The 24,407-nt window shown below is 63.8% G+C and carries 18 protein-coding genes; 11 read left to right on the plus strand and 7 right to left on the minus strand.

The annotated features are described in order from the left end of the window. Positions 1-7: 7 nt before the first annotated feature. A complete protein-coding gene (locus VGN72_23770; GenBank protein HEV7302378.1) occupies positions 8-568 on the minus strand; it encodes a hypothetical protein in 561 nt (186 codons plus the stop codon). 1,165 nt (positions 569-1,733) lie between these two features. Here VGN72_23770 and VGN72_23775 point away from each other — a divergent pair. Then, positions 1,734-5,513 (plus strand): hypothetical protein, encoded by a 3,780-nt coding sequence (locus VGN72_23775; protein ID HEV7302379.1) that lies wholly within the window; start codon positions 1,734-1,736, stop codon positions 5,511-5,513. A gap of 175 nt (positions 5,514-5,688) precedes the next feature. Here VGN72_23775 and VGN72_23780 read toward each other — a convergent pair whose 3' ends face one another. Next, on the minus strand, positions 5,689-6,249 hold the full coding sequence (locus VGN72_23780; protein ID HEV7302380.1) for a hypothetical protein: 561 nt from the start codon (positions 6,247-6,249) through the stop codon (positions 5,689-5,691). Between the two features lie 302 nt (positions 6,250-6,551). On the opposite strand from VGN72_23780, the gene VGN72_23785 reads away from it, so the two are divergent. From VGN72_23785 to VGN72_23815, 7 genes are all read left to right on the plus strand, one after another. Continuing rightward, positions 6,552-7,064: a hypothetical protein gene (locus VGN72_23785; GenBank protein HEV7302381.1), complete on the plus strand. Its 513-nt coding sequence runs from the start codon at positions 6,552-6,554 to the stop codon at positions 7,062-7,064. A gap of 250 nt (positions 7,065-7,314) precedes the next feature. After that, a complete protein-coding gene (locus VGN72_23790; protein ID HEV7302382.1) occupies positions 7,315-8,901 on the plus strand; it encodes a hypothetical protein in 1,587 nt (528 codons plus the stop codon). 197 nt (positions 8,902-9,098) lie between these two features. Further along, complete coding sequence (locus VGN72_23795) at positions 9,099-9,461, plus strand: STAS domain-containing protein (protein ID HEV7302383.1); 363 nt, start codon at positions 9,099-9,101, stop codon at positions 9,459-9,461. 130 nt (positions 9,462-9,591) lie between these two features. Beyond that, the gene (locus tag VGN72_23800; protein ID HEV7302384.1) at positions 9,592-10,005 is read left to right on the plus strand and encodes an ATP-binding protein; all 414 of its coding nucleotides are present in this window, start codon (positions 9,592-9,594) and stop codon (positions 10,003-10,005) included. A gap of 465 nt (positions 10,006-10,470) precedes the next feature. Then, entirely contained in the window at positions 10,471-11,103 is a 633-nt protein-coding gene (locus VGN72_23805; GenBank protein HEV7302385.1) for a Uma2 family endonuclease, read from the plus strand. A gap of 24 nt (positions 11,104-11,127) precedes the next feature. Next, a complete protein-coding gene (locus VGN72_23810; GenBank protein ID HEV7302386.1) occupies positions 11,128-11,670 on the plus strand; it encodes a hypothetical protein in 543 nt (180 codons plus the stop codon). Positions 11,671-11,716: 46 nt separating this feature from the next. Continuing rightward, on the plus strand, positions 11,717-12,286 hold the full coding sequence (locus VGN72_23815) for a hypothetical protein (protein HEV7302387.1): 570 nt from the start codon (positions 11,717-11,719) through the stop codon (positions 12,284-12,286). A 123-nt stretch (positions 12,287-12,409) separates the two neighbouring features. Here the strand turns inward: VGN72_23815 and rimO are convergent, their stop codons facing one another. Next, positions 12,410-13,885: a 30S ribosomal protein S12 methylthiotransferase RimO gene (gene rimO / locus VGN72_23820; GenBank protein ID HEV7302388.1), complete on the minus strand. Its 1,476-nt coding sequence runs from the start codon at positions 13,883-13,885 to the stop codon at positions 12,410-12,412. Between the two features lie 453 nt (positions 13,886-14,338). Here rimO and VGN72_23825 point away from each other — a divergent pair, with 453 nt between their 5' ends. Beyond that, the gene (locus VGN72_23825) at positions 14,339-15,736 is read left to right on the plus strand and encodes a folylpolyglutamate synthase/dihydrofolate synthase family protein (GenBank protein ID HEV7302389.1); all 1,398 of its coding nucleotides are present in this window, start codon (positions 14,339-14,341) and stop codon (positions 15,734-15,736) included. Between the two features lie 381 nt (positions 15,737-16,117). Here VGN72_23825 and VGN72_23830 read toward each other — a convergent pair whose 3' ends face one another. Beyond that, positions 16,118-17,536: a hypothetical protein gene (locus tag VGN72_23830; GenBank protein ID HEV7302390.1), complete on the minus strand. Its 1,419-nt coding sequence runs from the start codon at positions 17,534-17,536 to the stop codon at positions 16,118-16,120. Between the two features lie 193 nt (positions 17,537-17,729). Here VGN72_23830 and VGN72_23835 point away from each other — a divergent pair, with 193 nt between their 5' ends. Together VGN72_23835 and VGN72_23840 are read left to right on the plus strand one after the other, a co-directional pair. Continuing rightward, the gene (locus VGN72_23835) at positions 17,730-18,296 is read left to right on the plus strand and encodes a TetR/AcrR family transcriptional regulator (protein HEV7302391.1); all 567 of its coding nucleotides are present in this window, start codon (positions 17,730-17,732) and stop codon (positions 18,294-18,296) included. A 158-nt stretch (positions 18,297-18,454) separates the two neighbouring features. Beyond that, a complete protein-coding gene (locus VGN72_23840; protein ID HEV7302392.1) occupies positions 18,455-18,991 on the plus strand; it encodes a carboxymuconolactone decarboxylase family protein in 537 nt (178 codons plus the stop codon). 123 nt (positions 18,992-19,114) lie between these two features. Here the strand turns inward: VGN72_23840 and VGN72_23845 are convergent, their stop codons facing one another. The 3 genes from VGN72_23845 to VGN72_23855 form a co-directional block, all read right to left on the minus strand. Continuing rightward, positions 19,115-20,101 (minus strand): carbon-nitrogen hydrolase family protein, encoded by a 987-nt coding sequence (locus VGN72_23845; protein ID HEV7302393.1) that lies wholly within the window; start codon positions 20,099-20,101, stop codon positions 19,115-19,117. Between the two features lie 203 nt (positions 20,102-20,304). Beyond that, positions 20,305-20,982, minus strand: coding sequence for a hypothetical protein (locus tag VGN72_23850; GenBank protein ID HEV7302394.1), 678 nt, complete (start codon positions 20,980-20,982; stop codon positions 20,305-20,307). A gap of 526 nt (positions 20,983-21,508) precedes the next feature. Beyond that, complete coding sequence (locus VGN72_23855; GenBank protein HEV7302395.1) at positions 21,509-24,001, minus strand: UvrD-helicase domain-containing protein; 2,493 nt, start codon at positions 23,999-24,001, stop codon at positions 21,509-21,511. Between the last annotated feature and the right edge of the window lie 406 nt (positions 24,002-24,407).

The following is a 24,407-nucleotide window of genomic DNA, read 5'->3' on the forward strand; positions in this document are numbered from 1 at the left end:
TCGGTCACTAAACGGAAGTGGGGGCGCTACCCTCGTGCGGCGAGGCCGTCAGACCGAGACCAAGCCGAACGCCCACGGCAATTGACTGCAAGTTCGCGTCACTAAGTCCGGCAAGCTGCGGCCGGCCAAGCCGGCCCAAGCGATAGCCCGTCAGCGTCAATCCACCGGCCCGGCCGCTGTTCAACTGCGCATCTGTTATCCGATCGCGCGGCAAAAGGCGCTGCGACCGGTAACCACGCGGCGACACGCGTTCCACCAGCAGCCCCTCGCGCGACGCCGCCCAGCGGTGGGCCGAGCACGTCGCCAGCATCCGCGCGTACGCCGACGCCAGCACAAGCAGCGTGACGGCCAGGACGAGCACGCCCACGCCCCAGTGAACCCAGAAGCCCACGACGTTCAGGACGATCGCCGACACGATCGCCCGGCGGAGCGCGTGAACGCTCGCGGCACATCGGTCGGCCGGGTGACGGACGAACAGTTGCACCGACCCATCCGCCCGCCGTTCGACCTGCACTGGCCGCCAGGCGTCGGGCGCGTCTCCCTGTCGGTACTCGATGGTCGCGGTCATCGAGTGCGATCGTATCGGAAGCGTTGTCGTGAGTGCAAAGTGGGCCGCTCGATTCGTTGCGCGAGGCGCGACGGGATGCGTTGGGCAAACGTCGAAGCGTTAGCGGGGCCGTGCGCTACGCGTTTGAGGCCGCGCATCGTTATGGGCTGTGCTGGCAGGCGCATTTTTATTTGCATCGCCTTTGGGCATCGAATAGACTCCGCGCCGGTCCGCTGACGTTGCCGCGTGCGGTGATGTGAGTGGACCGAAGTGTCCTGTCGCCAGCGACTTTCCGAGCGGATCCTCGCCGGGCGGCATCGTGAGGCAGCTTCGATCGAGTTGCGATCGAACGAGTTCGACCGAGTCCGATTCGATTCAACGTGCGGCCGGCGCGGAACGAGCCTATCGCAAGGCGTCCCAAGTCGGTATCGTTGCTGCGGTCCGAGTCGTTTTCGGTTTTCAGCGACGCGCCAGCCACCGTCATCCCAATGCAACCTTGTCCGGGTGGATCAGATCGACCCTGGCGCGAACACCGTGCAAACTAACGCGGAACGCCCGCTGTACGGTAAAGATGCATTGGCGGAGTGACGACCGGTCGACCGATAATGGTCAGACCGTCAGCGTTACCCGTGGCGGTGGGGCGATCGCGTTCGGTCAGCGTCGTACGACCGTCGCCGTTGCCTTGGCGAGCGTGGCACACGATGGTGAACAGGGTCACCCGCGTCGTCCAGCGAACGTGGTCTGTTCATGAGAAGGGTCGCGAGTGCGACCGACGTTAGTAGTGAGGCAGCAGCACGCAAGTGCGAACGCCGCGCGGTGGTTAGACCGGCGGTGGTTTTCGGCCGAGGTGGCTTTGTACGACGTCGAGGTGGCAGCGTCAGCGAACGACGTTGCCGCGCGACGGTTGGAGCAGGGTTCCAAAGGCAGAGCGGCATCAGCAGTAGCGTACACGCATCAGGGTTCATCAACATTGCATCACACGCGCATGCCCCGACGACACGCCCAGGACCGACGCCGACCCGCTTGCCGCGTTAGCGGCCGGTGGGATGGCATGGTCGCAAGCGACGCATGACGTCGACGCGTCGGGGTCGTCCTCCCGACGCGGCGCAATTCCCGCCTGATCGCGGTGGCACGCGATCGGATTGGCTCGGCAGTCTCTCTGCTGCCCGCCCTTAGGAGGAACGCCGTGTTCTTCGAGCGTACCGGCCCGTCGTCTTCTTCTCTCCCCACCTGTTCCAACACCAGCGCGCCCCAGACGCCCGCTGCCAGCGATACGCCCCAGCGGCGCAAGCGCTTGGCCCTGCTGGGCTTGGCCGTCGCCATGGCGACGCCGACCACGGCGTTCCGGTCGGAACAGCTATTCGCCGGTTCACCGGACGCGACCGGGCCAGCCAACCCCGACCTGCGAGCCGACTTCGCGCCCGTGGGCAACCTGCGGGCCGACTTCCCCGCGGCCGGCGCGATGAACGTCGCCGCCCCGATCCCCACGATCGCCACGGTCCTTCAGGCCGCCGCCGCCGATGACGCCCAGTTGTTGAAGCGCGGCCAAGACGCCTACAACGCCGGCGACTACGAGGCCGCCCAGACGGCGCTGCAGCAGGTGAACGCGAGCAACCTGTCCGATCGCGATCGCCGGGCACTGACCGACACGCTGAACAAGGCCGAGTCCGCCGCCACCGAGCGTCGCGCTGCCCGGGCCCAGTTCGAGCTGGGTCAGACGGCCCTGAGCGAGGGTCGGAACGCGGAAGCGGTTACGCACTACCAAGCTGCCATCGCCAACCGTTTCGCCGACGAGGGAACGAAGAACAAGAGCCGTGAGCAGATCGAGCTGGCCCGCAGCAACGGTGGGGGCGCTGCTCCTGCCGCCGCCGCTGCCGCCACCCCAGTGGCTGAGGCCGCTGCGCCGGCCACCGATGCGAACGCTGCGACGGCCCAGCCGAGTGCAGCCGCGGAATCCGCGCCTGCCGAGACGGCCGCCGCCGATCCGTCGATGTCGCCGCGTCAGCATTACGACACCGCCGTCCGTCAGTACAAGAGTGGCGATTGGATCGCCGCCCGCGAGAACTTCAACGCCGCGATGGCCGGTGGGTATCGTGCCCGCCCGTTCCAAGACAGCCCCCAGCGGTACCTGTCGCGCATGGACCGCAAGGAACAGACCGACACGGCCCGCACCGAGCGTGCGCAGGCCGCCGAGGCCGCCCGCGCCGATCAGGAGCGTCGCGACGCCTCCGCCGCTGCTAGCTTGGCCGCCCGGAACGAGGCGACCGCGCAAGCTGAATCGGAAGCCGCCAGCACGGGTGCCCCGACCGTTGGTAATGGTGCCGTCGCTCAGGCGACTGAACCCGTGAACGAGGTGACGCCCGAGCCGATCGCGCCCGTCCCGGTCAACACCAACAACGGCGGTAACGGCACCAGCGGGACCGCGCCAGCCACCGAAGAACCGGCGGCAGCGGCAGCGCCGGCCGCCACCGCGCCTGCGACCGAGCAGACCCCCGCAGGGCCGACGGCCCAGTCGCTGGTCGATCAGGCCAACCAAGCCGTTGCCACTGGCGATTACGACCAGGCCACCACGCTGTTCGAGCGTGCCTTGGCGCTCGACCCGCAGAACGCCGACGCCCAGGAAGGTCGTCGCCGCATGCGTGAGATCGCCGGCCGTGGGGCACAGGGCGGTGGTAACCTGCTCGCTCGCGAGCGAGCCGCGATCGAGGCCCGCCGGGCCGCGATCCAGTACAACTTTGAGGACGCGCTGGGCGACGCCAACGAGGCCGTCCGCACGAACAACTTCGACGCCGCCCGCACGGCGTTGGACCGGGCCCGCGTAGCCCGCTCGACCGACCCCCAAATCTTCAGCCGTGAAGAGCTGGCGACCTTCGATGCCCGCATCGCCAACACGACCGCTGGGCTGGCGAGCGCCAGCGATGCGTTCGGTCGGGCCGAGGCAGAGCGTCAGATTGCCGAGACGATCGGTAGCCAAGAGGCCGCACAGCGCGCCGCGGCCGACCAGCAGGAACGCACGATCCGTGGCCTGATCACCCAGACGCAGGCCGCCATCAAGGAAGGCCGTTACGCGGCTGCCCAAGGCTTGATCGAGCAGATCCTGACGCTCGACCCGCGCAACGACTACGCGATCGGCGTGCGTCCGTTCATCCGCGATCAGGCCAACTTCGCTGAGCAGCGCGGCTACCGCGAGCAGTTCGACGCGAACCTGACCAAGATCCTCAACCGCGCCGAAGAGCAGAAGATCCCGTACGACGACATCATCCGCTACCCGGACAACTGGCCCGACCTGACGGCCGTCCGCGATCGGACCGTCAACGCGGAGCGCGGCATCGAACAGGAAGATGCCGCCGTGCAGGCCCAGCTCGACAAGCGGCTGCCCGAACTCCGCTTCGATGCGGTCGGCTTCACGGACGTCATCGACTTCCTCCGTGACGTCTCCGGGTCGAACATCTTCGTGAACTGGCGCGCCCTGGAAGCCGCCGGCATCGACCGCACCGCCCCGGTGACGGCCCGCCTGCGTGACGTGCCGTTCCGCAAGGCCCTGAACATCATCCTGCAGGACGTGGGTGGCGGCGTCGTGAAGCTGGCCTACACGATCGACGAAGGGGTCATCACGATCTCGACCGCCGACGAGCTGGCGACCAACACGACCACGCAGACCTACGACATCCGCGACCTGATCATCAACGTCCCCGACTTCAGCAACGCCCCCACGTTCAGCCTCGACAGCAGCAGCAGCGGTGGTGGTGGTGGTGAAGGTGGCGGTGGCGGCGGCGGCGGTGGTGGTGGTGGCCTGTTCGGCGACAGCGGTGGTGGCAACGAAGAGGAAGAAGAAGGCCCGACGCGCGAGGAACTGGTTGAGCAGATCACCACGCTCATCCAGACCAACGTTGCGACCGACACGTGGCAGATCAACGGCGGCACCGTCGGCACCCTCAGCGAACTCAACGGTACGCTGATCGTCACGCAGACCCCGGAAAATCAGGACCGCGTTGCCGCGCTGCTCGAGAAGCTGCGCGAACAGCGCGCCATCCAAGTGACCGTGGAAACGCGCTTCCTGACGGTCCAGCGGAACTTCCTGGAAGACATCGGTGTCGACTTCGACTTCACGTTCAACACCGCGGGTGCCGTGTCTGAGAGCCTGACGTCGGTCAGCATCGGCAACGGTACGTCGGACTTCACGGCAGGTCCGCAGACGGGCGTCCCAGGTACCATCGGTGACTCGGCCAACGGCCTCACCGCCAACAGCAACGCGCTCACCGGAGCGCCGATCTCGTTCACGTTCCTCGACGACTTCCAGGTCAACTTCCTGATCCGCGCCACGCAGGCGGCCGTCACGTCGACGAACCTCACCGCGCCGCGGCTCACGCTGTTCAACGGTCAGCGCGCGTTCGTGATCGTTGCGACCGAACGGGCCTACGTCAGCGATCTCACCCCCACGGTCGGGCAGAACGCCGTCGCGTTCGATCCGGAGATCGACGTGATCCAGAGCGGTGTGAAGCTCGACGTGCAGGCGACGGTCAGCTCTGACCGCAAGTACGTCACGCTTACGCTGCGGCCGGAACTGTCGACCCTCATCAACATCTTCCAGTTTGCCTTTACCACGGGTGGCGCGTCAGGCGGCACCATTGATCCTGTCACCGGTCTCCCCACCGGTGGCACCACTGCCGGCACGGGTATTGTGCAGCAGCCGGAAATCCAGACGACGCAGATCAACACCACGGTCAGCGTGCCGGACGGTGGCACGCTGCTGCTGGGCGGCCAGACGCTTGCCGGTGAGATCGAACGCGAGGCCGGCGTGCCGGTGCTCTCGAAGATCCCGTTCCTCAAGCGGCTGTTCACCAATCGCTCGATGGCCAAGGACGAACAGGTCCTGCTGATCCTCGTCAAGCCGACGATCATCATCCAGCGCGAAGTCGAGGAACGGCAATTCCCGCTGCTCTCGACCCGCGTCGCGGGCAACTAAGCGAATCGTATAGACGCGATAACGCGAGAAGGGCTTGGGAGCAGCAATGTTCCCAAGCCCTTTTTCTTTGACCGGCGCAGGTGGCAAACGCTCCTGCGATGAAAGCGAGAAAGCCGCCTGCGTTCATCACGCAGGCGGCTTTCGTCGTTACAACTTCAATGGTGGCCAGACCAGCTTAGCGCACGTTGCGATTCGTATCGCTCGACGCGACCTGTCCCAGCTTGTCACTGGCGCGCTGATACGCGTCGCGGCTGGCGTGCTTGGCACGGTCCCAGCTCAGGCGTGACTGGTCCTTGCTGGATTCCCAGTTACGGCCAAGGTCGCTCTCGACGTCTTCAAACCGACGGCCCTGGTGTTGGGGGGCAGCCGTATAGCCGGCACGGTAGGCCGGAGCAAGATCGCGATCGTAGTCGGCGTCACGATCGACGTAGTTACGGCCGCGATGGTTCTCGCGCCAGTAGTTGTCTTCCTCGGTGGGGTTGATGCTCTCGGCGACGCCCTTACCGGCGTAGCCACCACCGACGGCGCCCACGACAGCGCCAACCACGGCACCGATCGGCGCCGCAGGTCCGGATACCGCCGCACCAATCGCTGCACCCGCCGCCGCCGCTGCCGCGCCACCACCTGCGGCACCGAGACCGACACCCACGGGATGCGCGCCGGGCGATCCACTGATCGGGTCACGGTTGGCGTCTGCCTTGTCGTCGTCACGCTTAATGTTGTCGTTCGTGGCCATGATTGCCTCCGCAATGAGATTTGACGGTCCATCAAGCCGGACGGCCCGGCTCGCGATAAACTACGTAACGCAAGACCCGTTCCAACGAGGCCAGCCACGCGCATTTAAGCGAGCGAAACCGTAATTTTGCGTACTCATCCATGAAATTGGGCCAGTTTCGGTATACGTCCGTTAAACGAACGCAATTTGCGGCCGCCGACATACTCAAGTGGACTAAAATCGGCGACATTGTGGCGGTCGCTATTACCGATAAGTGGATTGACGGCGCCGTTCGGCTGCGTCCAGCACAAGGCAGGTTCGATATGCTCGCCAAACTTCTTCCGATCGTCCTCATCACGACCTCCGTCCTGGCGCAAACGCCCGGGGGTAACAACCGAAACTCACCGTCTGACTCCGCCAGCAAGCGGCTCGACGACATGCTGAACAAGGGCACCGCTGCGCAACCGCTTCCGTTGACGAACACCACCAGCGTCCCGACCGATGCCGCCACCACTCGCCCAGGCATCGCGCCAGGATCACCGCCGCAAGCGGTAATGCGCGAGGGCTCGTTGATCGTGGATCGCACGGGACGCGTGGTGCGCAGCGCCGACGGTTCGCAGGTCGAGTTCGTCTTCGACACCGATGGCGAGGCGATGAAGGACCCGCCGGTCATCATCCTGCCCAACCTGAAGCTGATGGCGATGGAACAGGCCGCCCTGGGCACCAACCGCGATCTGCGGTTCCGCATTACGGGCATGGTGACCGAGTACCGTAGCCGGAATTACGTCCTGTTGGACAAGGTCGTCGTGGTGCCGCAGGCCGCGGGGCGTTTTTAAGAAGGTGAAGTCGTCAGCCTGACCGACTTGCGATAGCCTGGTCCCTCTACCCTGTACTCATGGGATAAGGTTAGATCAGGTGATTTCAAACTACCCACGCGTCGCGCCTGAAGAATTACCCACGAATGGGCACGAACGAGCACGAATAAGCGATCTGCCAATTCTGCGTCTTCCATTCGTGTCGATTCGTGCCCATTCATGGGCCATCCGTTACTTCTGAACGCGTCCGCCACGTTCTGCTACTTTCATCATGATTCTGCTTTCCCCGCTCTGGCTGCTGGCGCTGTTGCCTTGGACGGCGCTGGCGGTCTGGTCGCTGGTACAGCGGGGCAGGACGGTGGCGGTGCCGTTCGTCCAACTGTGGCAGACCAGTGCCACGCCCACACCGCGGCGAGGCTGGCGAGCCCCACCCAGCGCACTGCTGCTGATGCTGGGGAGCATCCTGCTGGCAATTCTGGCTGCTGCCGGGCCGGCAACGCGGGGGGCAGCGCCGGTCACGGTGATCATCGATCGCGGGGCGACGATGTCGGTCGAACTGCGATACCGCTTGGCCGGCGCCGCGGCGCTGCGGGAACTGGCTGATCGCGAGTTTGCCGCCCGCATCGTGCCGGTCCCCGCGACCGCGACTGTGTGGAATGAGTCCCTCAATGACCTGCCACCCACCGCGGTTGATACGCGGGTAGCACTGCACGCCGCGATTGCGCAGGCCATCGGTGCCGGCGAATCGGTAGTCGTCGTCAGCGATCGCGATTTGCCCGCGTCACCGGGCGGCCGCATTTTTCGAGCGGCCGTCGCACCATCGACTGGTGGCGTATCAATTACCCATCTCGCCGCCACGACCACCCCAGCTAATCAAGTGATGGTGCGGCTGCGGAACGAATCGGAAGCAACCATCGCCGACCTCACGTTAGCCACCGGCGGCACGACAAGAACGACGCGCGTTGATTTGCCATCCGCGAGCGAACGCCGTGACTACTTTATTGATGTCGATTCGCTCGGCACCAATATAGCGGTGTCGGTCGGCATCGGACCAGGCCAGCAGGCGTATCTCTCACGACAATCGGCGGCGCCCATTGTGGAAGCCGTCGGACTTTTGCCGCCTGCAATCGCCCGGGTCATCGCGGCGTACACGGTCGCCCGCCCACCTGAGGTGACGGTGTCGCAGCGGGTCTTGGTGACCACCGATGCACCGCCCACCGGGCCGGCAATCTTTGTCGGGCAGGGGCCAGCGGTGCGGGCCGCGGCACCGTTCGTGGTCGTCGATCATCCACTGACCCGTTTGATCGACTGGCCCGCGATGGCGGTGTCCGCGACGCTCTCGGGCGACCCGCCGGCCGGTTATCGCGTGCTTGTGTCCGATGCGGGAGGACGACCGGTGCTGGCGATCGATGAGGCGGCGTCCCGCGCTTGGATTAGTCTGCAATTGCCCGCGAGTGAGCAGTCGATCGACTGGATCATCCTCTGGACGCGGCTGTTCGAGCACGTGGGCGCGGCAGGGGGCGCCGGTGGCGAAACGTTCACCGCGGCATCGCCACACGTGCTGGGAAGCGGATGGCGGCCGCTTAATGAAGATCCCTTCGCGACCGTCGAGCCTGGGTTGTGGCCCGGCCTGTTCCAGCACGCCGACGGTCGCCTCATCGCGATCAATCCGCCTGACGTTCAACCCCGCGCGGCCGCTGCGTCGCCCGGTTGGCCGGCGCAGTTGTCAATCGTCCAAGCGCGGCTGGGTGGCACGTCTCTGGCACCGGTGCTGTTGCTACTGGCGCTGATCTGCCTGATCGCTGCCGGCGCGTTGGTGGGGCGGCGCAGCGGCTTATTCCAGTCGACCGCTCGTTGAGCCCGGGACGCCCGAGTCACCCGATCCGCAACCATCGGTTTCACGCGCCTTTAACTCCGGCAAAGCGTCTCTTGACAGGTCTGGCGACCCCTCGTAATGTCGATGAACGTGGGTCGCAGGAGCGGGACGGAGGTCCTGGTTTTGCGGCCTTGTTTGTCTGAAGTGCCCGCCCGGTTTCACTGATTTGGATTAGCGCCATGTCCGAAGCCACGCCACCGGTTTCCGTCGTGAATCTCAAGGATGTGCGCATCGTCGAGTTCACGAACAACAAGATCCTGGATGAGGCCAACATCGCCGACATCGGCGCGACGTTGAACGCGCTGATCGACGAGCGCCCCCAGCCCAAGCTGTTGCTGGACTTCGCGAACGTCGAACACTTAAGTTCGGCGGCGCTGGGCATGTTGATTAACGTGAACAACCGCGTGAAGCAGAAGAACGGGCAGCTGCGCCTGGCGAACATCCAGCCGCAGATCTACGACGTCTTCGTGATCACGAAGCTCAACAAGCTGTTCCGCATCCTGCCGACGCGCAACGAGGCCACCGCAAGCTTCGCCAACTAGCGAGCGGGCAGTCGACCGGCGGCACGCGTCGTCGTCGTCGTTGGGACGGAGATTCGGGCACGGACCGTGACGGCGGGTGGCTGCTATGGCCGACGCGAACCACAAGGGCGGGTTACGGAAGGGTAACGGCTTGTCGACAGCGCTCCGCTTCACCATCCCCTCCGACTACTCCGCCGGTCGCGACGTGCAGAAGCAGATCCTCGACGGCGTCGCGCAGAACGGCTTCAACGAGCAGAGCACCTTCGCGATCAAGCTGGCCTTGGAAGAAGCCCTCATCAACGCCATCAAGCACGGCAACAAGCTCGACCCCAAGAAGACCGTCACCGTCAACGCCAAGGTGACCCCCACCCAGTGCGAGATCCAGATCGAAGACCAGGGCCCCGGCTTCGACCGCAGCAGCGTTCCCGACCCCACCCTCGAAGAAAACATCGACAAGTGCAGCGGCCGCGGCATCCTGCTGATCGAGGCCTACATGAACAAGGTCTCCTGGGACCGCGACGGCCGCAGGGTGAAGATGATCAAGAAGAACGAGACGGGGAAGTAGGGGCGTTCGATCCTGCCTGAAGAACTGCCCACGAATGGGCACGAAGCCACACGAATAAGAGCAGAACTGAGGCAGGTTCGCCTGGGTGCACGATGCCTGAAAGGTGGCGGAGAAAACCCCTATCGCCTCGCGCGCCCTTGTCATCCCGATGGGAGCGGTAGCGACCCGAGGGATCTCCCACGGCCGGCACCGTCAGTCAGTCGAGATCACTCAGGTCGCTACCGCTCCCTTCGGGATGACACGGGGGTTTTGTCCGCTAGCCTTAAGGCGACCTGGGGGATTTCGATCGACGGAGGGCTCTCGGCTTTGGGAGATCCCGCAGGTCGGCAAGCCTCCCAGCGGGATGACACGTGCGCGCGAGGCGACCAATTTTGATTCGCCAGCCTCCAAGGGCTTGCCACTTTAGTGGCTGGCGTCCCCGCCGTTGCCCTGCTCTGGTATACTTCCGTTGACGGGAGGTTCACCATGACCACCAAGACGTTTCCAGCGATCGACAATTACGCCTACATGCAGGACGTGTCGTGGGGCTTCTACGACGCGGTGCTGCGCGAGGTGGGCGACCGCCCGATCCGCGTGACCTACGACCGGGGAAGGATCGAGATCATGTCGCCGTTGCCAAAGCACGAGAAGGCCAGCCAGCTACTAAATTCGATGGTGTTCGTGCTGGCAGAAGAGCGGGACATCCCGATCTCATCGTACGGCTCGACGACATTTCGCCGCCAAGGCACAGATCGCGGTTTGGAGCCCGACAAGTGCTTCTACGTCCAGAACGTTGACCGCGTGGACCAGACCGACAAGCTCGATCTCGACGTCGTTCCCCCGCCCGACCTCGCGATCGAGATCGACGTGACGCACCGCTCGATCGACCGCCTGCCGATCTACGCCACGCTTGGCGTACCGGAACTGTGGCGGCACGACGGCAGCGCGCTGGCCGCGTTGTCGCTGGGCGACGCCGGCCAATACCACCCGGTCGAGTTCAGCGTCGCCTTCCCCTTCCTGCGCGTCGCGGAGCTGAACCGCTTTCTGGCGATGTGGCCTGGCGCGAATGATTCGACGATCATGAAGGCATTCCGCGCTTGGGTGCGGACGATCGGGTAACGCACCGCGATCAAGAGGGGAATCATGATCGAAACATCCGACCTGCCCGTTGCGACGTTAGCTTACCAGACCAATAGGGCCGACGAAGGGTGGCAGGCAACGGCAAAGATGGTAGGGCGGTTGGGGTTCTGGTACGGCGTCTTCCGGCTGGTGCAGTTCTCCCTCGAAGTTTCAGGCGGTGTGCTGATCGGCCGAGGCAACTGGTGGCGGGCTGTCTCCCAGACGGGCACTTTCTCAGTTCTTTTGTTTCAGGTGGTCCCGGCCTGCCTCTACTTGCTCGCTATACTTGCGGGCTGCACCCTCGCAATAATCGCCGGACGTCGCTTGGCCGGGGGTCATACCGCCGCGGCGAAGTTGCTGTTCTGGGGTATGGTTTTGATCGGCGCGGCGGGCATTTTCTACGCCGCGCTGAATATGTACTCCATAGTCAGCAGTGGGGCCTACGCAGCCATCGGGTACACGCCTTACTACCTTCTGCAGGTCAGCGTGGGCACCCTGAGTTCTCTGTTGCTGCCCGCGTTCATCGCCTACTTCGTCTCGCGCCCGCAAGTGCGCACGATCGAATAACGGGATGGCCGGTGCGGGTGATTTGCGTCTACCGTTGTGGAGGACCGTGAGCGATACGATCGAACAAACCGTGACTGCTGAGACGGCGGTCCCTTTGGCCTCGCTGGCTTATCACACGGGTGATGCCGGCGACAGTTGGTGGGTTGGCGCGTCGCTCGTGGGGCGGTTGGCGTTCTGGTATGGCCTGTTGTCCGGCGCTTCGATACTTGTGGAAACAGCCGCCAGATACCTGATGAATGATGGCCCAGGCTGGAGCCGTTTCGGTATCGCCAACGTGACCGAACGCCTGGTGTACCTGCTGTACACCGGCGGTAGCATCGTTGGTGCTGGCTTGCTTGCAGTCGGGGGACGTGGAGTGAAAATTGGTAACCCGGATGCGCTCCGATCGATGTATTACGGTGCGATTTGCGTCGGCACGACCTACCTGCTCGAGGTCGCGCATGGATGGTCGCAGTTCTACCAAGGTGGCGCTGCTGGTACGCCTGCATTCCATATGGTGTACTATGTGGCCAGCTCGGTGATCGGCACCGCCGCCTACCTGATCCTGCCCACGTTCTTCTTTTTCTTCGCGACCAACTCCTCGATGAGGCGACGTGAGGAGAGCGTTCTTCTGTAGGTGATGTGCGTCGATCGCGTTCCGCGGTAACGCATATCGACGTATCCAAACTTCGGTCCTGCCAAAGAAAGAGGGCAGGCACGGAGGCCTGCCCCTACGGGTCAGCTTCGACTCTGGCGCAATCTACGCTTTCACAACCTTCAAGCTCCGCGACTTCTTTCGCGGCACTTCCGCGACCAGGTCGTAGTTCTGGTAGTCCACAACCTTCACGTTCACGAGCTGGCCGGGATAAAGCTCGGAGCCGTTGCCGTCGACGTGGACGACGCTGTCGATGTCGGGGGCTTGGCTGCGGCTGCGGGCGACGTAGCCGTCTTCCACATCGCGGCCGGCGGGTCGTTCGATCAGCACCTCGATCGTTTCACCGACCGAGGCTTCCGATTTGGCGAAGGCGATTTCCTGCTGGGCGAGCATGAGTTCCTCGACGCGGGCCTGTTTGACGTCGTCGGGCAGTTGGCCGGGCAGCTTGGCCATGGGGGTGCCGGGCTCGGCGCTGTACGGGAAGACGCCCATCATCTCGAAGCCGAAGTCCTTCACGAACTGCACCAGCTCGGCGTGCTGGGCGTCGGTTTCGCCCGGGCTGCCGGCGATGAAGGTGGTGCGGATCGCCATGCCGGGGATCTTGCGCAGCTTGGTCAGCAGCGTCTCGATCTGATGGCGGCTCACGCGGCGCTTCATCTTCGTCAGCACCTCGTCGTTGATGTGCTGCAGCGGCATGTCGATGTACTTCACGATGCGGTCGCTGGCTGCGATCGTGGCGATCATTTCGTCGGTGAAGCAACTTGGGTAGGCGTACATCAGCCGAAGCCACGCAACGTCCTTCAACTGCTTGTCGAGCGTGCGCAGCAACCCGCTCAGACCCGCGGCATAGTTGATGTCGGTGCCAAAGCTGGTGGTGTCCTGGCCAATGAGGTTCAGCTCGACCGCGCCGTCGGCGGCCAGTTCCTTGGCCTCCAGAAGCACCTGCTCGACCGGCTTGCTGCGCATCAGCCCGCGAATGCTGGGGATCGTGCAGAAACTGCACCCTTGGTTGCAGCCTTCGCTGATGCGCAGGTACGCGTAGTGGCGGGGCGTTAGCCGCAGGCGGGCGGAATCGTTTTCGAAGACGGGCAGGCGGTTGGTCTTGGTCTCCGGACCGGTCGCCATAATGCCGGCCTGCGTCGCCAGCTCGCGCGACAGATCGTGATACTTGCCGAGGAAGTGCCCGTGATCCTGCCGCGGGTTGGCCTTGCCGCGCACGGCTTCAACGATGTGCTCGCGATCGAACACGCCGACCAAGCGGTCGACTTCCGGCACGTCGTACAGCAGCTTGGTCTTGTGACGCTGCACCAGACAGCCCGCAACCACGACGCGCTTCACCTTACCGGCCTTCTTCAGCGCGATGGCGTCGCGGATCTCGCGAAGCGATTCCTCCTTGCTGGCCTCCAGGAAGCCGCAGGTGTTGATGATGATCGCGTCGGCGGACTCCGCGTCGGGCGTGACGGCCAAGCCGTCGCCGGCCAGCAATCCCAGCATGCGTTCGCTGTCGACGAGGTTCTTCGGGCACCCCAAGCTGACGAAGGCCACGGTCTCGATCTCGTTTTTCACGGGCCTGCGGGCCATAAAGCACTCCGAATGGGAAAGTCGATCAAACTATCATACGTACTGCGCTCTGGAAAGATCGGGGAACGACAAGGAGGGGTCAGGGATGACGGGTTAGGGGTTGGAATTAAGGATGCGATGGAGGCAGGCGCCGTCTTAACGTCCGAGTCGCCTCCCGACCCCTGAGCCCTCCGCCACGCCCCTCCAGCCTCCAAAGAACTTTGCCGCCAGCCGCTATCGCCCAAAAACTAGGCATTTGCGGCTGCGGCGTGATCGGCCGTAACTGGTTATCCCTGTTGAGATTAAAGGTCGAAATTTGCGAAGAAATGCGGGTGGTGATACAATTGGACCATGCCAATTCGAGCAAAGGCGCGTCAAAGCACGCGTCGGCGGACCGCAGTTGTTGCCACTCGTCCTAAGACTGGGAAGCGAACGCTGCGTAATGATGTAAACAACCGCACCCACGACGTCAAGATGCGCCAGGCCGAACCAAAGCCCTCTGCAGCCCCGGGGGCCACCGGTTACGCCAAGGCGTTGCGCTTTCTCGCGACGCTGGCCGACTTCGAACGGATGCGCATCGTTCGGTACACCGCTGCCAATTTCGATCTCGATCGCATGCGTGGGCTGCTCAAGAAGTTGGGCAACCCGCACGAGGCGTTTCGTAGTGTGCACATTGCCGGCACCAAGGGCAAGGGCAGCACTTGCGCGATGACCGCCGCCATGCTGCAGGCCACGGGCTATAAGGTCGGCCTGTACACCAGCCCGCATTTGGTCGACATTCGCGAGCGCATCGTCATCAACGGCGAGATGATCCCACAGGCCGACTTCGCGCGGCTCGTGAAGCTAATTGAGCCGCTTTTAACGAAGATTAAGCCTACTCCGAGCTATTTTGATGTATTGACCGCGGTCGCGTTCAAGTACTTCGCCGAGCAGGGCGTCGAGATCGCGGTCGTCGAGACCGGCCTCGGTGGTCGGCTCGACAGCACCAACGTCCTGAAGCCCGAAGTGGCCGCCATCACCAGCATCAGCAAGGACCACATGGCCCAGCTCGGTGGCACGCTGGCCAAGATCGCCGAGGAAAAGGGCGGCATCTACAAGGCGGGCATTCCGGCACTGACGGTCCAGCAGGACCCCGAGGTCGAGCGCGTGCTGAAGGCCGCCGCCGACAAGGTCGGCGCGCCGTTCGACATCGCCGGCAAGAGCATCGAGTTCAGCTATCGCTTCGAATCCAGCCGTCTGCACGGCCCGCACAACCGGGTCTGCCTCACCACGCCCCACAGCAAGTTCGAACACCTGGCCGTCCCGCTCGTCGGTGAACACCAAGCGATCAACCTCGGCTTGGCGCTGTCGATCATCGACCGCCTCAAGACCCGCGGCATTGCGATCAACGACAGCCGCGCGATGGAAGGTCTGGCCAAGGTGCAACTGCCCGGCCGCATGGAACTGGTCAGCCAAACCCCGCGCGTGATCGTCGACGGCGCCCACAACGCCGCCAGCCTCGATGCGATGATGCGGGCGATCGGTCAGCACATCCCGTACGACAGCATGGTCGTCATCTTTGGCTGCTGCAGCGACAAGGACGTGCCCGGCATGCTCGAGCGCATCACCAGCGGCGCCGACAAGGTCATCTTCTGCAAGGTCGACAACATTCGCACCGCCGACCCGCACGAACTGGCCGCCCGCTACGTCGAGCTGTACGGCAAGATGGCCCAGGTCGCCGGTTCCTTGGAAGAGGCCCTCGCCATCGCCAACCGTGCCGTGACAAAGGAAGACCTCATCTGCATCACCGGCAGCTTCTACCTCGTCGGCGAAGCCAAGAAATACTTCACCGCCAAGGCTGCCGGCACGCAGCCGGCGAGTGTGAAGGTGTAGATCGAATAACTCAGAAGACTGTTCGAACGGGCCACGCGCATGCGTGGCCCGTTTTCGTTTATCCGCCGATGATTTATCGCGCGGGATGAAGACTATCCGGCCATTCAGGTGTGTGATGGGCTCGTCGTCCAGGTGCCACCGGTTGCGGTGCACCGCGACCGGTGGCGCCCAAACAGTTCGCTACACGAAGGGGCGCGGTACTCTAGTAGGTGTCGTAAACTTTGCATGCTGTCGCATGCGATCGGAGTACCACCCCTGGCACCCAGACCTCCGGTATACGATCCAACGTCCGCAATACCTTCAATTGTAGTGGCGACGCCTGCGTCGCCACTACAGGATGATGACGGAAACGAGGGGTCGAGTCAGATCCGACCTGTCCCGTTAATTTCTCCGCCGACGGGACGCCAATCCGATGGCAAGCGGGGCGAGCAGGCCAACGACGGTCGGTTCGGGCACTGCGGTGATGCCGAACCACGTCAGATAGCCAGTGCCCGACGAGCCGGGCGTCGCGAGCACGTCGAACAGCAGCGCGCCGGTCGAGTCGGCGAGGACGTCGTTGAACAGCAGGGTGGTGGCCGTGTTGTTGAAGTGGTTGAGGTCCTGGGTCAGGCCATCGACGACGAAGCGGGTCGAGCCGTTGTTGCTGGTGCTGCTGGAGAAGAACTCGAGGTCGTAGCTGTCGCCGGGCGTGAGGCCGAAGATGCGGATCTGACCGGCGTCGCTCGTCGTCACGGTCCACGAGTCGTTGAGCGGCGCGTTCAAGTTGAACGTCTCGCCGTTGAAGCGATCGGTGACCTCAAGGGCCACCTGCGTCCCGATGCCGGTCGTCGTCTTGGCAAACGACTTGGCGGGGCCGATCACGGAGGACAGTCCGTACGCCGTCGTGTTGTACGTCGTGCCTCCGGGCGTCCCCGAGACCTGCGACGCGCCAAGGTCGAACAAAGCGGTCTGACCGGCCTGCAGGGTCGGAATGGGCTTGGACTTGGCGAGCATCCAACTGTACAGCGCCGACGTGTCGTAGGCCCTCGACCACGAGTTGTGCCCCACGTTGGGATACTCGGTATAGCGGATGACGCCGTCGTCGTAGAAATTGCCGGCCACCGGAAAGGACTGCGCCGACAGGCCCTTGGCGGCGCGAAGGGCGTTGATGCGGTTGCGCGATGCGCTGGGCAGTACGGTGGTGTCCGACTGGCCGTGGAACATCCACAGCGGCACGTCCTTCACCGCGTCGGTGTTCAGCGGTATGCCAAGGTCCTGCGCGCAAATCGCGACGGCGGCGGGGAAGACGTGCGCGTACCTGTTCAGCGTCGAAAAGACCCCGCCACCCCCGTTGGACAGCCCAGCGAGGTAGATTCGATCCGGGTCGACCGCGTACTGCCGGGTCGCCTTGGCGACCTGGTTCATCGCGCTGTCGAGCGCGTCCCCACCACCGCCCCAACCGCTCCACGCCTGCGGCGTGTAGAGGATGAACCGGTTGTTCTTCGCGGCGGTCATCAGGTTGTCGATGTTCCCGTTGGCCTGCGACCTGTTGTCCGGCTGGAAAACGCCCGGTGAGACCTGCACTTGGCTGTTCGATCCCCGCTCACCGAACCCGTGCAAGTTGAGGACGATCGGCAATCGTTCGCCGGGCTCGACGTCGGACGGCACGTAGATCAGGCCGGGCAGGTCATTGTTATTAGGCTCCAAGCCGTTCCCGTTGTACCGGTCAAAATTGAACGGCACCATGTCGACGGAATTGTCCCGCGCCATAACCGGCACGGCGAAATACAGCACGGTGGTAAGCGTGATTGCCCGAAGCATGTGAAGGAAGCCTCCCGATATTGCCCGTCGATTAACCCTGAACAGGGCGATCATCGTCGCAACAGTTGCACATTATCGACTCGGATCATGTGAAATTGCAAGTATCGTACGATTGGCGCCAGGTGCCGCGGGCGATAAACCACCCGAACTTGACACCTATCTACTGATAGGTTACTATGTCGGAATGAACGAAATGTCTGCTACGTTGACCAAACTGCTAGATGTTGCCGAGCAGTTTTGTCAGACCCGTGGGTACAACGGGTTCAGCTACCGCGACCTCGCTGAGGTGGTGGGGATTAAGTCGGCGAGCATCCATTATCACTTTCCCACGAAGGCCGATCTCGGGCGAGCGCTGGTCGTGCGGTATCGGCAGGCGTTTGAGACGACGCGCGTCGAGATCGACCGCAGCGAAGCCCAGGCAATTGCGCGGATTCGGCGGCTATTTGCAGGCTTGGCCGACGGGTATCGCTCGGCCGACCGTATCTGCCTTGCTGGAATGATGGCCGCCGAGAGCGGCACGCTTCCCGAGAACGTCCAGGCGGAGGTCCGCCGATTCTTCGAGGAGAACGAAGCGTGGCTCGCTGACACCCTGAAACTGGGCGTGTCGCAGGGCAACGTTCGACCAGTCGCGAATGCCGAGGCAGAGGCCAAGACGATTTTCGGAACGATCGAAGGCGCCATCCTGGCCGCTCGGGCGTTCAGTGATGCGTCGCGCATTCGACTGGCGGGCGATTGGGTCATCCGGTCACTGCAGGCGTAATGGTCGCCTCCTGAAACGTCGTTAACTTCGGAACAGTCTGGATTCCTTTTGCTTATATTCGCGCTCAGTTCCGTTTGCAATGTCTATCTGCTAGTAGGTTATATTTTGCTGGCGTGTGCTCAGCAACTGTTAACCTCTTAAACCGATTGGAGAACCGTATGTCACGACTGACCTTAATCGATCCCGCCACCGCGACGGGGGCTGCCAAGGATGTGTTGGAGGCGACGAAGGCGACCTTCGGTGCCACGCCGAACATGGTCCGGGCCATGGCCAATTCGCCCGTGGTCGCCAAGGTGTTCCTCGACGCGTTCAAGACGCTGGGCGGCGGGGTGTTGAACGGGCAGGAGCGCGAGGCGATCGCGCTGGCCGTTGCCGAGCGGAACGGCTGCGACTACTGCCTGAGCGCCCACACCGCCATCGGGAAGATGCACCGGATGAGCGACGCGCAGCTCACCGGCGCGCGGCACGGGCAGACGGGCGACGGCAAGCTCGACGCCCTCGTCACGCTCGCTCGGCAACTGGTCGAGCGCCGCGGCCACCTGTCCGACGCCGACCTCACCACCGCCCGCGCCGCCGGCCTGACCGATGCGCACGTCGCCGAGGTCGTGGCTCACGTGGCGATCGCGTTCTACACGAACTACTTCAACCATGTCGCCCAGCCCGAGATCGACTTCCCCGTCGTCCGCGCCGGATAGCAGCATGGCGAAGCTGCTGGCAATGAGGTGCATCAACATGATTGGGGACGGGCGACGCGCGTGCGTCGACCGTCTTCGTCCTGCGCACCCCGCCCGCTCGCACAGCGCCCGGCGGTGCGACGATCACCGCTTCGAGTACTGCGACCGTGCGCCGTGTGGCGGCACCTGAGGCGCCGCCGTGCCGTGGTGCTGCAGGCAGGCGTAGGCGGCGCGGTGGCGGGCGAAGTAGTCGGCTCGGTCGATGAACCCGAGCGTTTGGCGCAGGTGGTCGGTGGTGATGGCCGGGTCGCGCGGCTCGACGAGGAAGTAGCCTTCGTCCTGGTGCATGCGCACCTCGACGCGGTCGCCGTAGGTGGCGAGGATGCGGTCGGGGATGGCGTAGTTGAAGTCGGTGTGGCAGACGGCGAAGTCGAGGTTCACGTCGCGCCAGACCACGTTGGTCAACCCCTGCGTCTCGGCCAGCACGGTGCCGCAGGGGTCGATAATCTTCGCCCGCTCGGTGCCCACCGCCGAGATGACGTAGTAGTGATGCAGCGCCGCCAGCGCGCGCAGCGGAAACCCACCGTTGTACGCCGACGGCCAAACTACCAGCCGCGCGCCTTGCCGGGCCAGTTCGGCCCAGGCATCGGGGAAACAAAGGTCGAAGCAGATCTGCACGCCGATGCGCCCGAAGTCCAGGTCGAACGTGCGTGGCGCCGCGCCGGGCGTGACGCCGCTTTCCATGATCGTGTAATCGGGCGTGCTGGTGACCGGCTGCAATTTGTCGTAGGTGCCGACGAGGCTCCCGTCGCGGCCGAGCACCACCGCCGAGTTGAAGACATCGTTGCCGCGCCGCAAGAACAACGGGCAGATGACGTAGCACCGTCCTCGCCGCGCCCGCTCGGCCGCCACGGTAACGGTGTGCCCGTCGATCGCCTCGGCGACCTCCGTCACCTGACGATGGCTAACGCCGCAACTGGGAAACGTTTCAGGCAGCACCAGCAGGTCCGGCCTGACGAACAGCGCCAGGTCTGCCAGTTCCATCACCATCGCACGATTCTCGCCCAGAGTCGGCCGACGTTGGCCCGACAGGCAGACGGTTGCCACTCTCGCGCGTGAAGGCGAACTCATAGCTGGACACCTTAATCCGATTGCCGGTTCGCCGCGAGCTCGCGTGGGCAACGCGGGAGAGGAACCGGAACGACGTCGCCCGAGTCGATGAACACCCTCTAGGAAACGGGCGACGCGTTAGCGTCGCCCGTTCCGCGTCTCAATGGGTCGACTGACTTCCGCGACCTTGTTTGTCAGGGCGGAATGCCGTTTAGCGACCTCGCTTAGAACTTAAAGCCGACGCCGACCGCGTAGACGAACTGGCCTTCGTCCGACGCCACGTCGGAGTCGCCGCCGTCTCGGAAGGACCACTGGTAGGACGCGCTGCCGAACAGGAACGTCGTTTCGTTGACGAAGTACTTCACGCCGACCTCAGGGCCGGCAGCGAACGAGTCGTTGACGTCGTCACCGAAGTTGTAGCCGAGGACCGCGCCGACGAAGGGGTTCAGTCGGCCGTTCATCAGGCGGAAGTGGTAGTCGATCGCGGCGCCGATGCCGAGCTGATACGACGATTCACCGCTGGAGAGCGCGCCGTTGAGGCGGGCGCCCACCTCGATGTTATCCTCGAAGAAGTACCCATACTGGGCAGCGAAGCCGAAGGCGTTGACGTCAAAGTCGTCCGACGCTGCGCCGGCACCCGTCAGGGTGAACTCGTTGTCGCCTTTGAAGAAGCCGTAGCCGCCGATGTTCTCGTCGACCGCCTGCAGGTTAACCTCGCCGACGGTGTCACCCATCGGTACCGCAGCGGCGTCAACAAGGCGCTCGGCCGAGGACGTGTCGGCGACCCGCTCGGGCGCCGGCAAGTTGAACGCGGACGACGCATCGCTGGCACTGGCGGGCAGTACGCTGATGAGCGTGACGCTGGCGAGCGGCACCACGAAAAGGGAGAGTCTGCTGAACATGTACGGCTCCTTCACCGAAAATGGATCAAGACGACGTGGCCGAAGGGGCACTCGCCCCTCAGCAACTGCGACACGCGGGCCAGCGCGAATGGCGTCCAGTGTTGTACCGCTTCACGCCTACGCGAAAGCAATCAGATGACGTAGGAGTGTCTTTCAACACCTGTGCCATGCCGCGCGGTTTTTCCCTTTTGTCATGTAAGATGGAGTAACATTGATGAGATTACAGGAAGTTCAACCCGCTTAAGCGGACTGATGCGGGTGCGATCGTGGCCTGCGGCACCTTCCATTGATGCTCCAGACGTGTGGACCGCGACACTTTGGACCATGAACGTCATCGACGGAGCAAACTCGATGTCATCCCGAAGAGAGCGGTAGCGACCTGAGGGATCTCTAACCACGGACGGTTCTCGGTCTCGGGAGATCCCTCAGGTCGGCAAGCCTCCCCTCGGGATGACACGTCCCTGACCAACGAAGGGGTACAGTCCGCCAGCCTTTAGGCTCTGGATATTCGTTTGGGATCCGTCGCTTAGCCCACCGCTTCGAGCCGCGCGTACTCCAGGATGAGGGTTTTGCGCCCCCCGGTATTGAAGTCAACGATGGCGCGCGTGTTCTGGCCGGCGTCGGCGAGCTCGAAGATCCGGCCGAGGCCGAACTTCGGGTGGCGGACGAGCTGGCCGGCGCGGAAACCACCGAGGGTGGGCTGCGTGTCGTATCGGCGGTCACTGGGGGCGGTGGCGCCGTACGAGCCGGCGCCGGTGGACTTGTAGTTGCCGTACCCGGTGCCGCCACTGCGGGGATAGGTACCACTGTCGAAACTGAGCGAGGTGCGGTCGATGATCGCCAGCTTGTCCTGCGGCAGTTCGTTGAGGAACGGGCTGGGGATCGTACGCTCTCGCAAACCACGCATCGTGCGGTAGGCGGCCTTGGTGATGATGAGGTGCTGCTCGGCCCGCGTGATGCCGACGAAGCAGAGGCGGCGTTCCTCTTCCAGTTCGATCGGGTTGCCGCGCGAGCGGGAGTGGGGCAGGCAGCCTTCTTCCAGACCGATGAGTGCGACCACAGGGAATTCGAGGCCCTTGGCGGCGTGCAGCGTCATCAGCGTGACCGATCCGCCGGTGCCCTTCATGTGATCGGCGTCGCTGACGAGGCTGACCTGCGCGAGGTAATCCTCCAGCGTGCCATCCGGGTTCTCGTCGTCGTACTCGGCGGCCGACGAAATGAGTTCGTTCACGTTGGCCAGTTCAGACAAATCGGCGTCGCCGGTCTTGCGGTAGAGCGCTTCGAGGCCGCTCGTGCGGACGACATCTTCCATCACGCGTTGAACGAGGCCCTTAGGCGAGGCGATCTCCTGTCCCTCTCCCGGTACGCCGGGAGAGGCTAGGTGAGGGTGATTTTGATCTGCTGACGGAGCACCCAATTCGGAATCACCCGCATCCTGGCCCTCTCCCGGCGTACCGGGAGAGGGGAAAAGCTGTCCGTTTGTCGGCTCGATGTAAGTTGGTTTCGGCGTGCTCTCGGTGCCCACTGAAGTGGGCGACGCTGCGGGCGGTGTTTGTGCCACGGGGGCGCAACCGGCAATCTGGCGCCAGCGTCGTAAAAGTTGGACGAAGTTTCTCGTCGCGTTGACAGCCCGGCTCGACAGGCCGGTCACCTTCTCCACCTGCGCCATCGACTGCGCGAGCGAGATGCCGTTGGAGATGCCGTAGGCGTCCATCAGCTTCACGCTGCTGTCCCCGATGCCGCGGGTGGGCACGTTCACGACGCGCGCGAGGCTGACGGCGTCGCTCGGGTTGGCGATAACGCGCAGGTAGGCCAGTACGTCCTTGATTTCCTTGCGGTTGTAGAACTCCACGCCGCGCGCGATCGTGTACGGGACGGCGTTCTTGCGCAGCGCATCTTCCATCACGCGCGACAGCGCGTTCATGCGGTAGAAGATGGCCATCTTGCTCCAGTCGATCTTCTGCTCGTCGTGCAGGCTCTTGAGCTGCTGCGTGACCATCTCGGCCTCGTCGCGCTCGTCCTGGCAGAAGAAGACGCGCGCCATCTCGCCGTCGGCGTTCTCGGTCCAGAGGCGCTTGTCCTTCCGCTGGCTGTTGTTGGCGATGAGGGCGTCGGCCAAGGCCAAAATTGTCTTCGTACTGCGGTAGTTGCGCTCGAGCTTGATGATCGTGGCGTCGGTGTAGTCCTTCTCGAAATCCAGGATGTTCTGGATGTCGGCCCCGCGCCAGGCGTAGATCGACTGGTCGGGGTCGCCCACGACGCACATGTTGCGGTGCCGTTGCGCTAAAGCGTGCGCGATGATGTACTGGGCGTGGTTGGTGTCCTGATATTCGTCGATCATCAGATACTGAAACCGGTCCTGCAGCTCGCGCAGCACGTCCGGATGATCGCGAAACGCCGCTGCGGTGCGGAGCAGCAGATCGTCGAAGTCGAGCGCGCCGTTGGCATCCAGCATCGCCTGGTACTTCGTGTAGGCCCGGGCGACCGTCCGCTGATAAAAATCCCCGGCGGTCTGGGCGAACTTCTGCGGCGTCAGCAGCTGATTCTTCGCCTTGCTGATGGCGGCATGGACGGCGGCAGGCTGGAAGTTGGTGCTGGAGATGTCCAACGCCTTCAGCGCGTCCTTCAGCACCTTGTTCTGGTCGGCCGAGTCGTAAATGCTGAAGTTGGCGGGCAGGCCCACTTGCTCGGCGTAATGGCGCAGGATGCGCAGGCAAAGCGAGTGGAACGTACAGATGGTCGGCCAGCGCTGGTCGAGCTTGCCGAAGTCACGGATCGGCCGATCCATGATCTTCTCGACGCGCGCCTTCATCTCGCCGGCGGCCTTGTTCGTGAACGTGATCGCGCAGATCGCGTTGGCCGGGATGCCCTGGGCGATCATGTACGCCACCCGGCGAGTGAGCACGCGCGTCTTTCCCGACCCCGCGCCCGCAATGATGAGCAACGGCCCATCGATGTGCATGGCGGCGGCCCGCTGTTCGTCGGTAAGGTCGGCAAGTAGTTCGTCGGCAGTCTGCAAAACGTCGCTCCGGCTCGTCCGTTCGGGCGTAAGACTATATCAGGTTCACCCGTTCGGGGCGCGTTCGGTGTTGGAAGAGAACGCAAAGGCGCTATGACGCGAAGGAAGCCGCCAAGTGAAAACAGCACGAGCGACCTCTCCCTCTCCCTCCGGGAGAGGGCAGGGGTGAGGGTCGGGGAATGGGGTGGCCTTCCCCTTCAGGCGTGCGGGCGAAACTATGTCGCTATTCGCGGACGTGTCATCCCGATGGGAGGCTTGCCGACCGGACCCATCTACCAAGACCGAAAACCGTCCGTCGTTCGAGATCCCTCAGGTCGCCTGAGGCTCCCTTCGGGATGACAACCGGGCGCGATGCGACAGGGTTCCGTCCGCTACGCCCAAAGGCACTCGGCAAATGAAAACCCCC

The organism is Tepidisphaeraceae bacterium, assembly GCA_035998445.1.
Taxonomy (GTDB): domain Bacteria; phylum Planctomycetota; class Phycisphaerae; order Tepidisphaerales; family Tepidisphaeraceae; genus DASYHQ01.

Excerpts from the sequence above, each read along its gene's own strand:
- VGN72_23770 (HEV7302378.1), bottom strand. The coding sequence starts at position 568 with ATGACCGCGACCATCGAGTACCGACAGGGAGACGCGCCCGACGCCTGG.
- VGN72_23780 (HEV7302380.1), bottom strand. The coding sequence starts at position 6,249 with ATGGCCACGAACGACAACATTAAGCGTGACGACGACAAGGCAGACGCC.
- VGN72_23785 (HEV7302381.1), top strand. The coding sequence starts at position 6,552 with ATGCTCGCCAAACTTCTTCCGATCGTCCTCATCACGACCTCCGTCCTG.
- VGN72_23790 (HEV7302382.1), top strand. The coding sequence starts at position 7,315 with ATGATTCTGCTTTCCCCGCTCTGGCTGCTGGCGCTGTTGCCTTGGACG.
- VGN72_23795 (HEV7302383.1), top strand. The coding sequence starts at position 9,099 with ATGTCCGAAGCCACGCCACCGGTTTCCGTCGTGAATCTCAAGGATGTG.
- VGN72_23805 (HEV7302385.1), top strand. The coding sequence starts at position 10,471 with ATGACCACCAAGACGTTTCCAGCGATCGACAATTACGCCTACATGCAG.
- VGN72_23810 (HEV7302386.1), top strand. The coding sequence starts at position 11,128 with ATGATCGAAACATCCGACCTGCCCGTTGCGACGTTAGCTTACCAGACC.
- rimO (HEV7302388.1), bottom strand. The coding sequence starts at position 13,885 with ATGGCCCGCAGGCCCGTGAAAAACGAGATCGAGACCGTGGCCTTCGTC.
- VGN72_23825 (HEV7302389.1), top strand. The coding sequence starts at position 14,339 with ATGCGCCAGGCCGAACCAAAGCCCTCTGCAGCCCCGGGGGCCACCGGT.
- VGN72_23830 (HEV7302390.1), bottom strand. The coding sequence starts at position 17,536 with ATGCTTCGGGCAATCACGCTTACCACCGTGCTGTATTTCGCCGTGCCG.
- VGN72_23835 (HEV7302391.1), top strand. The coding sequence starts at position 17,730 with ATGTCTGCTACGTTGACCAAACTGCTAGATGTTGCCGAGCAGTTTTGT.
- VGN72_23840 (HEV7302392.1), top strand. The coding sequence starts at position 18,455 with ATGTCACGACTGACCTTAATCGATCCCGCCACCGCGACGGGGGCTGCC.
- VGN72_23845 (HEV7302393.1), bottom strand. The coding sequence starts at position 20,101 with ATGAGTTCGCCTTCACGCGCGAGAGTGGCAACCGTCTGCCTGTCGGGC.
- VGN72_23850 (HEV7302394.1), bottom strand. The coding sequence starts at position 20,982 with ATGTTCAGCAGACTCTCCCTTTTCGTGGTGCCGCTCGCCAGCGTCACG.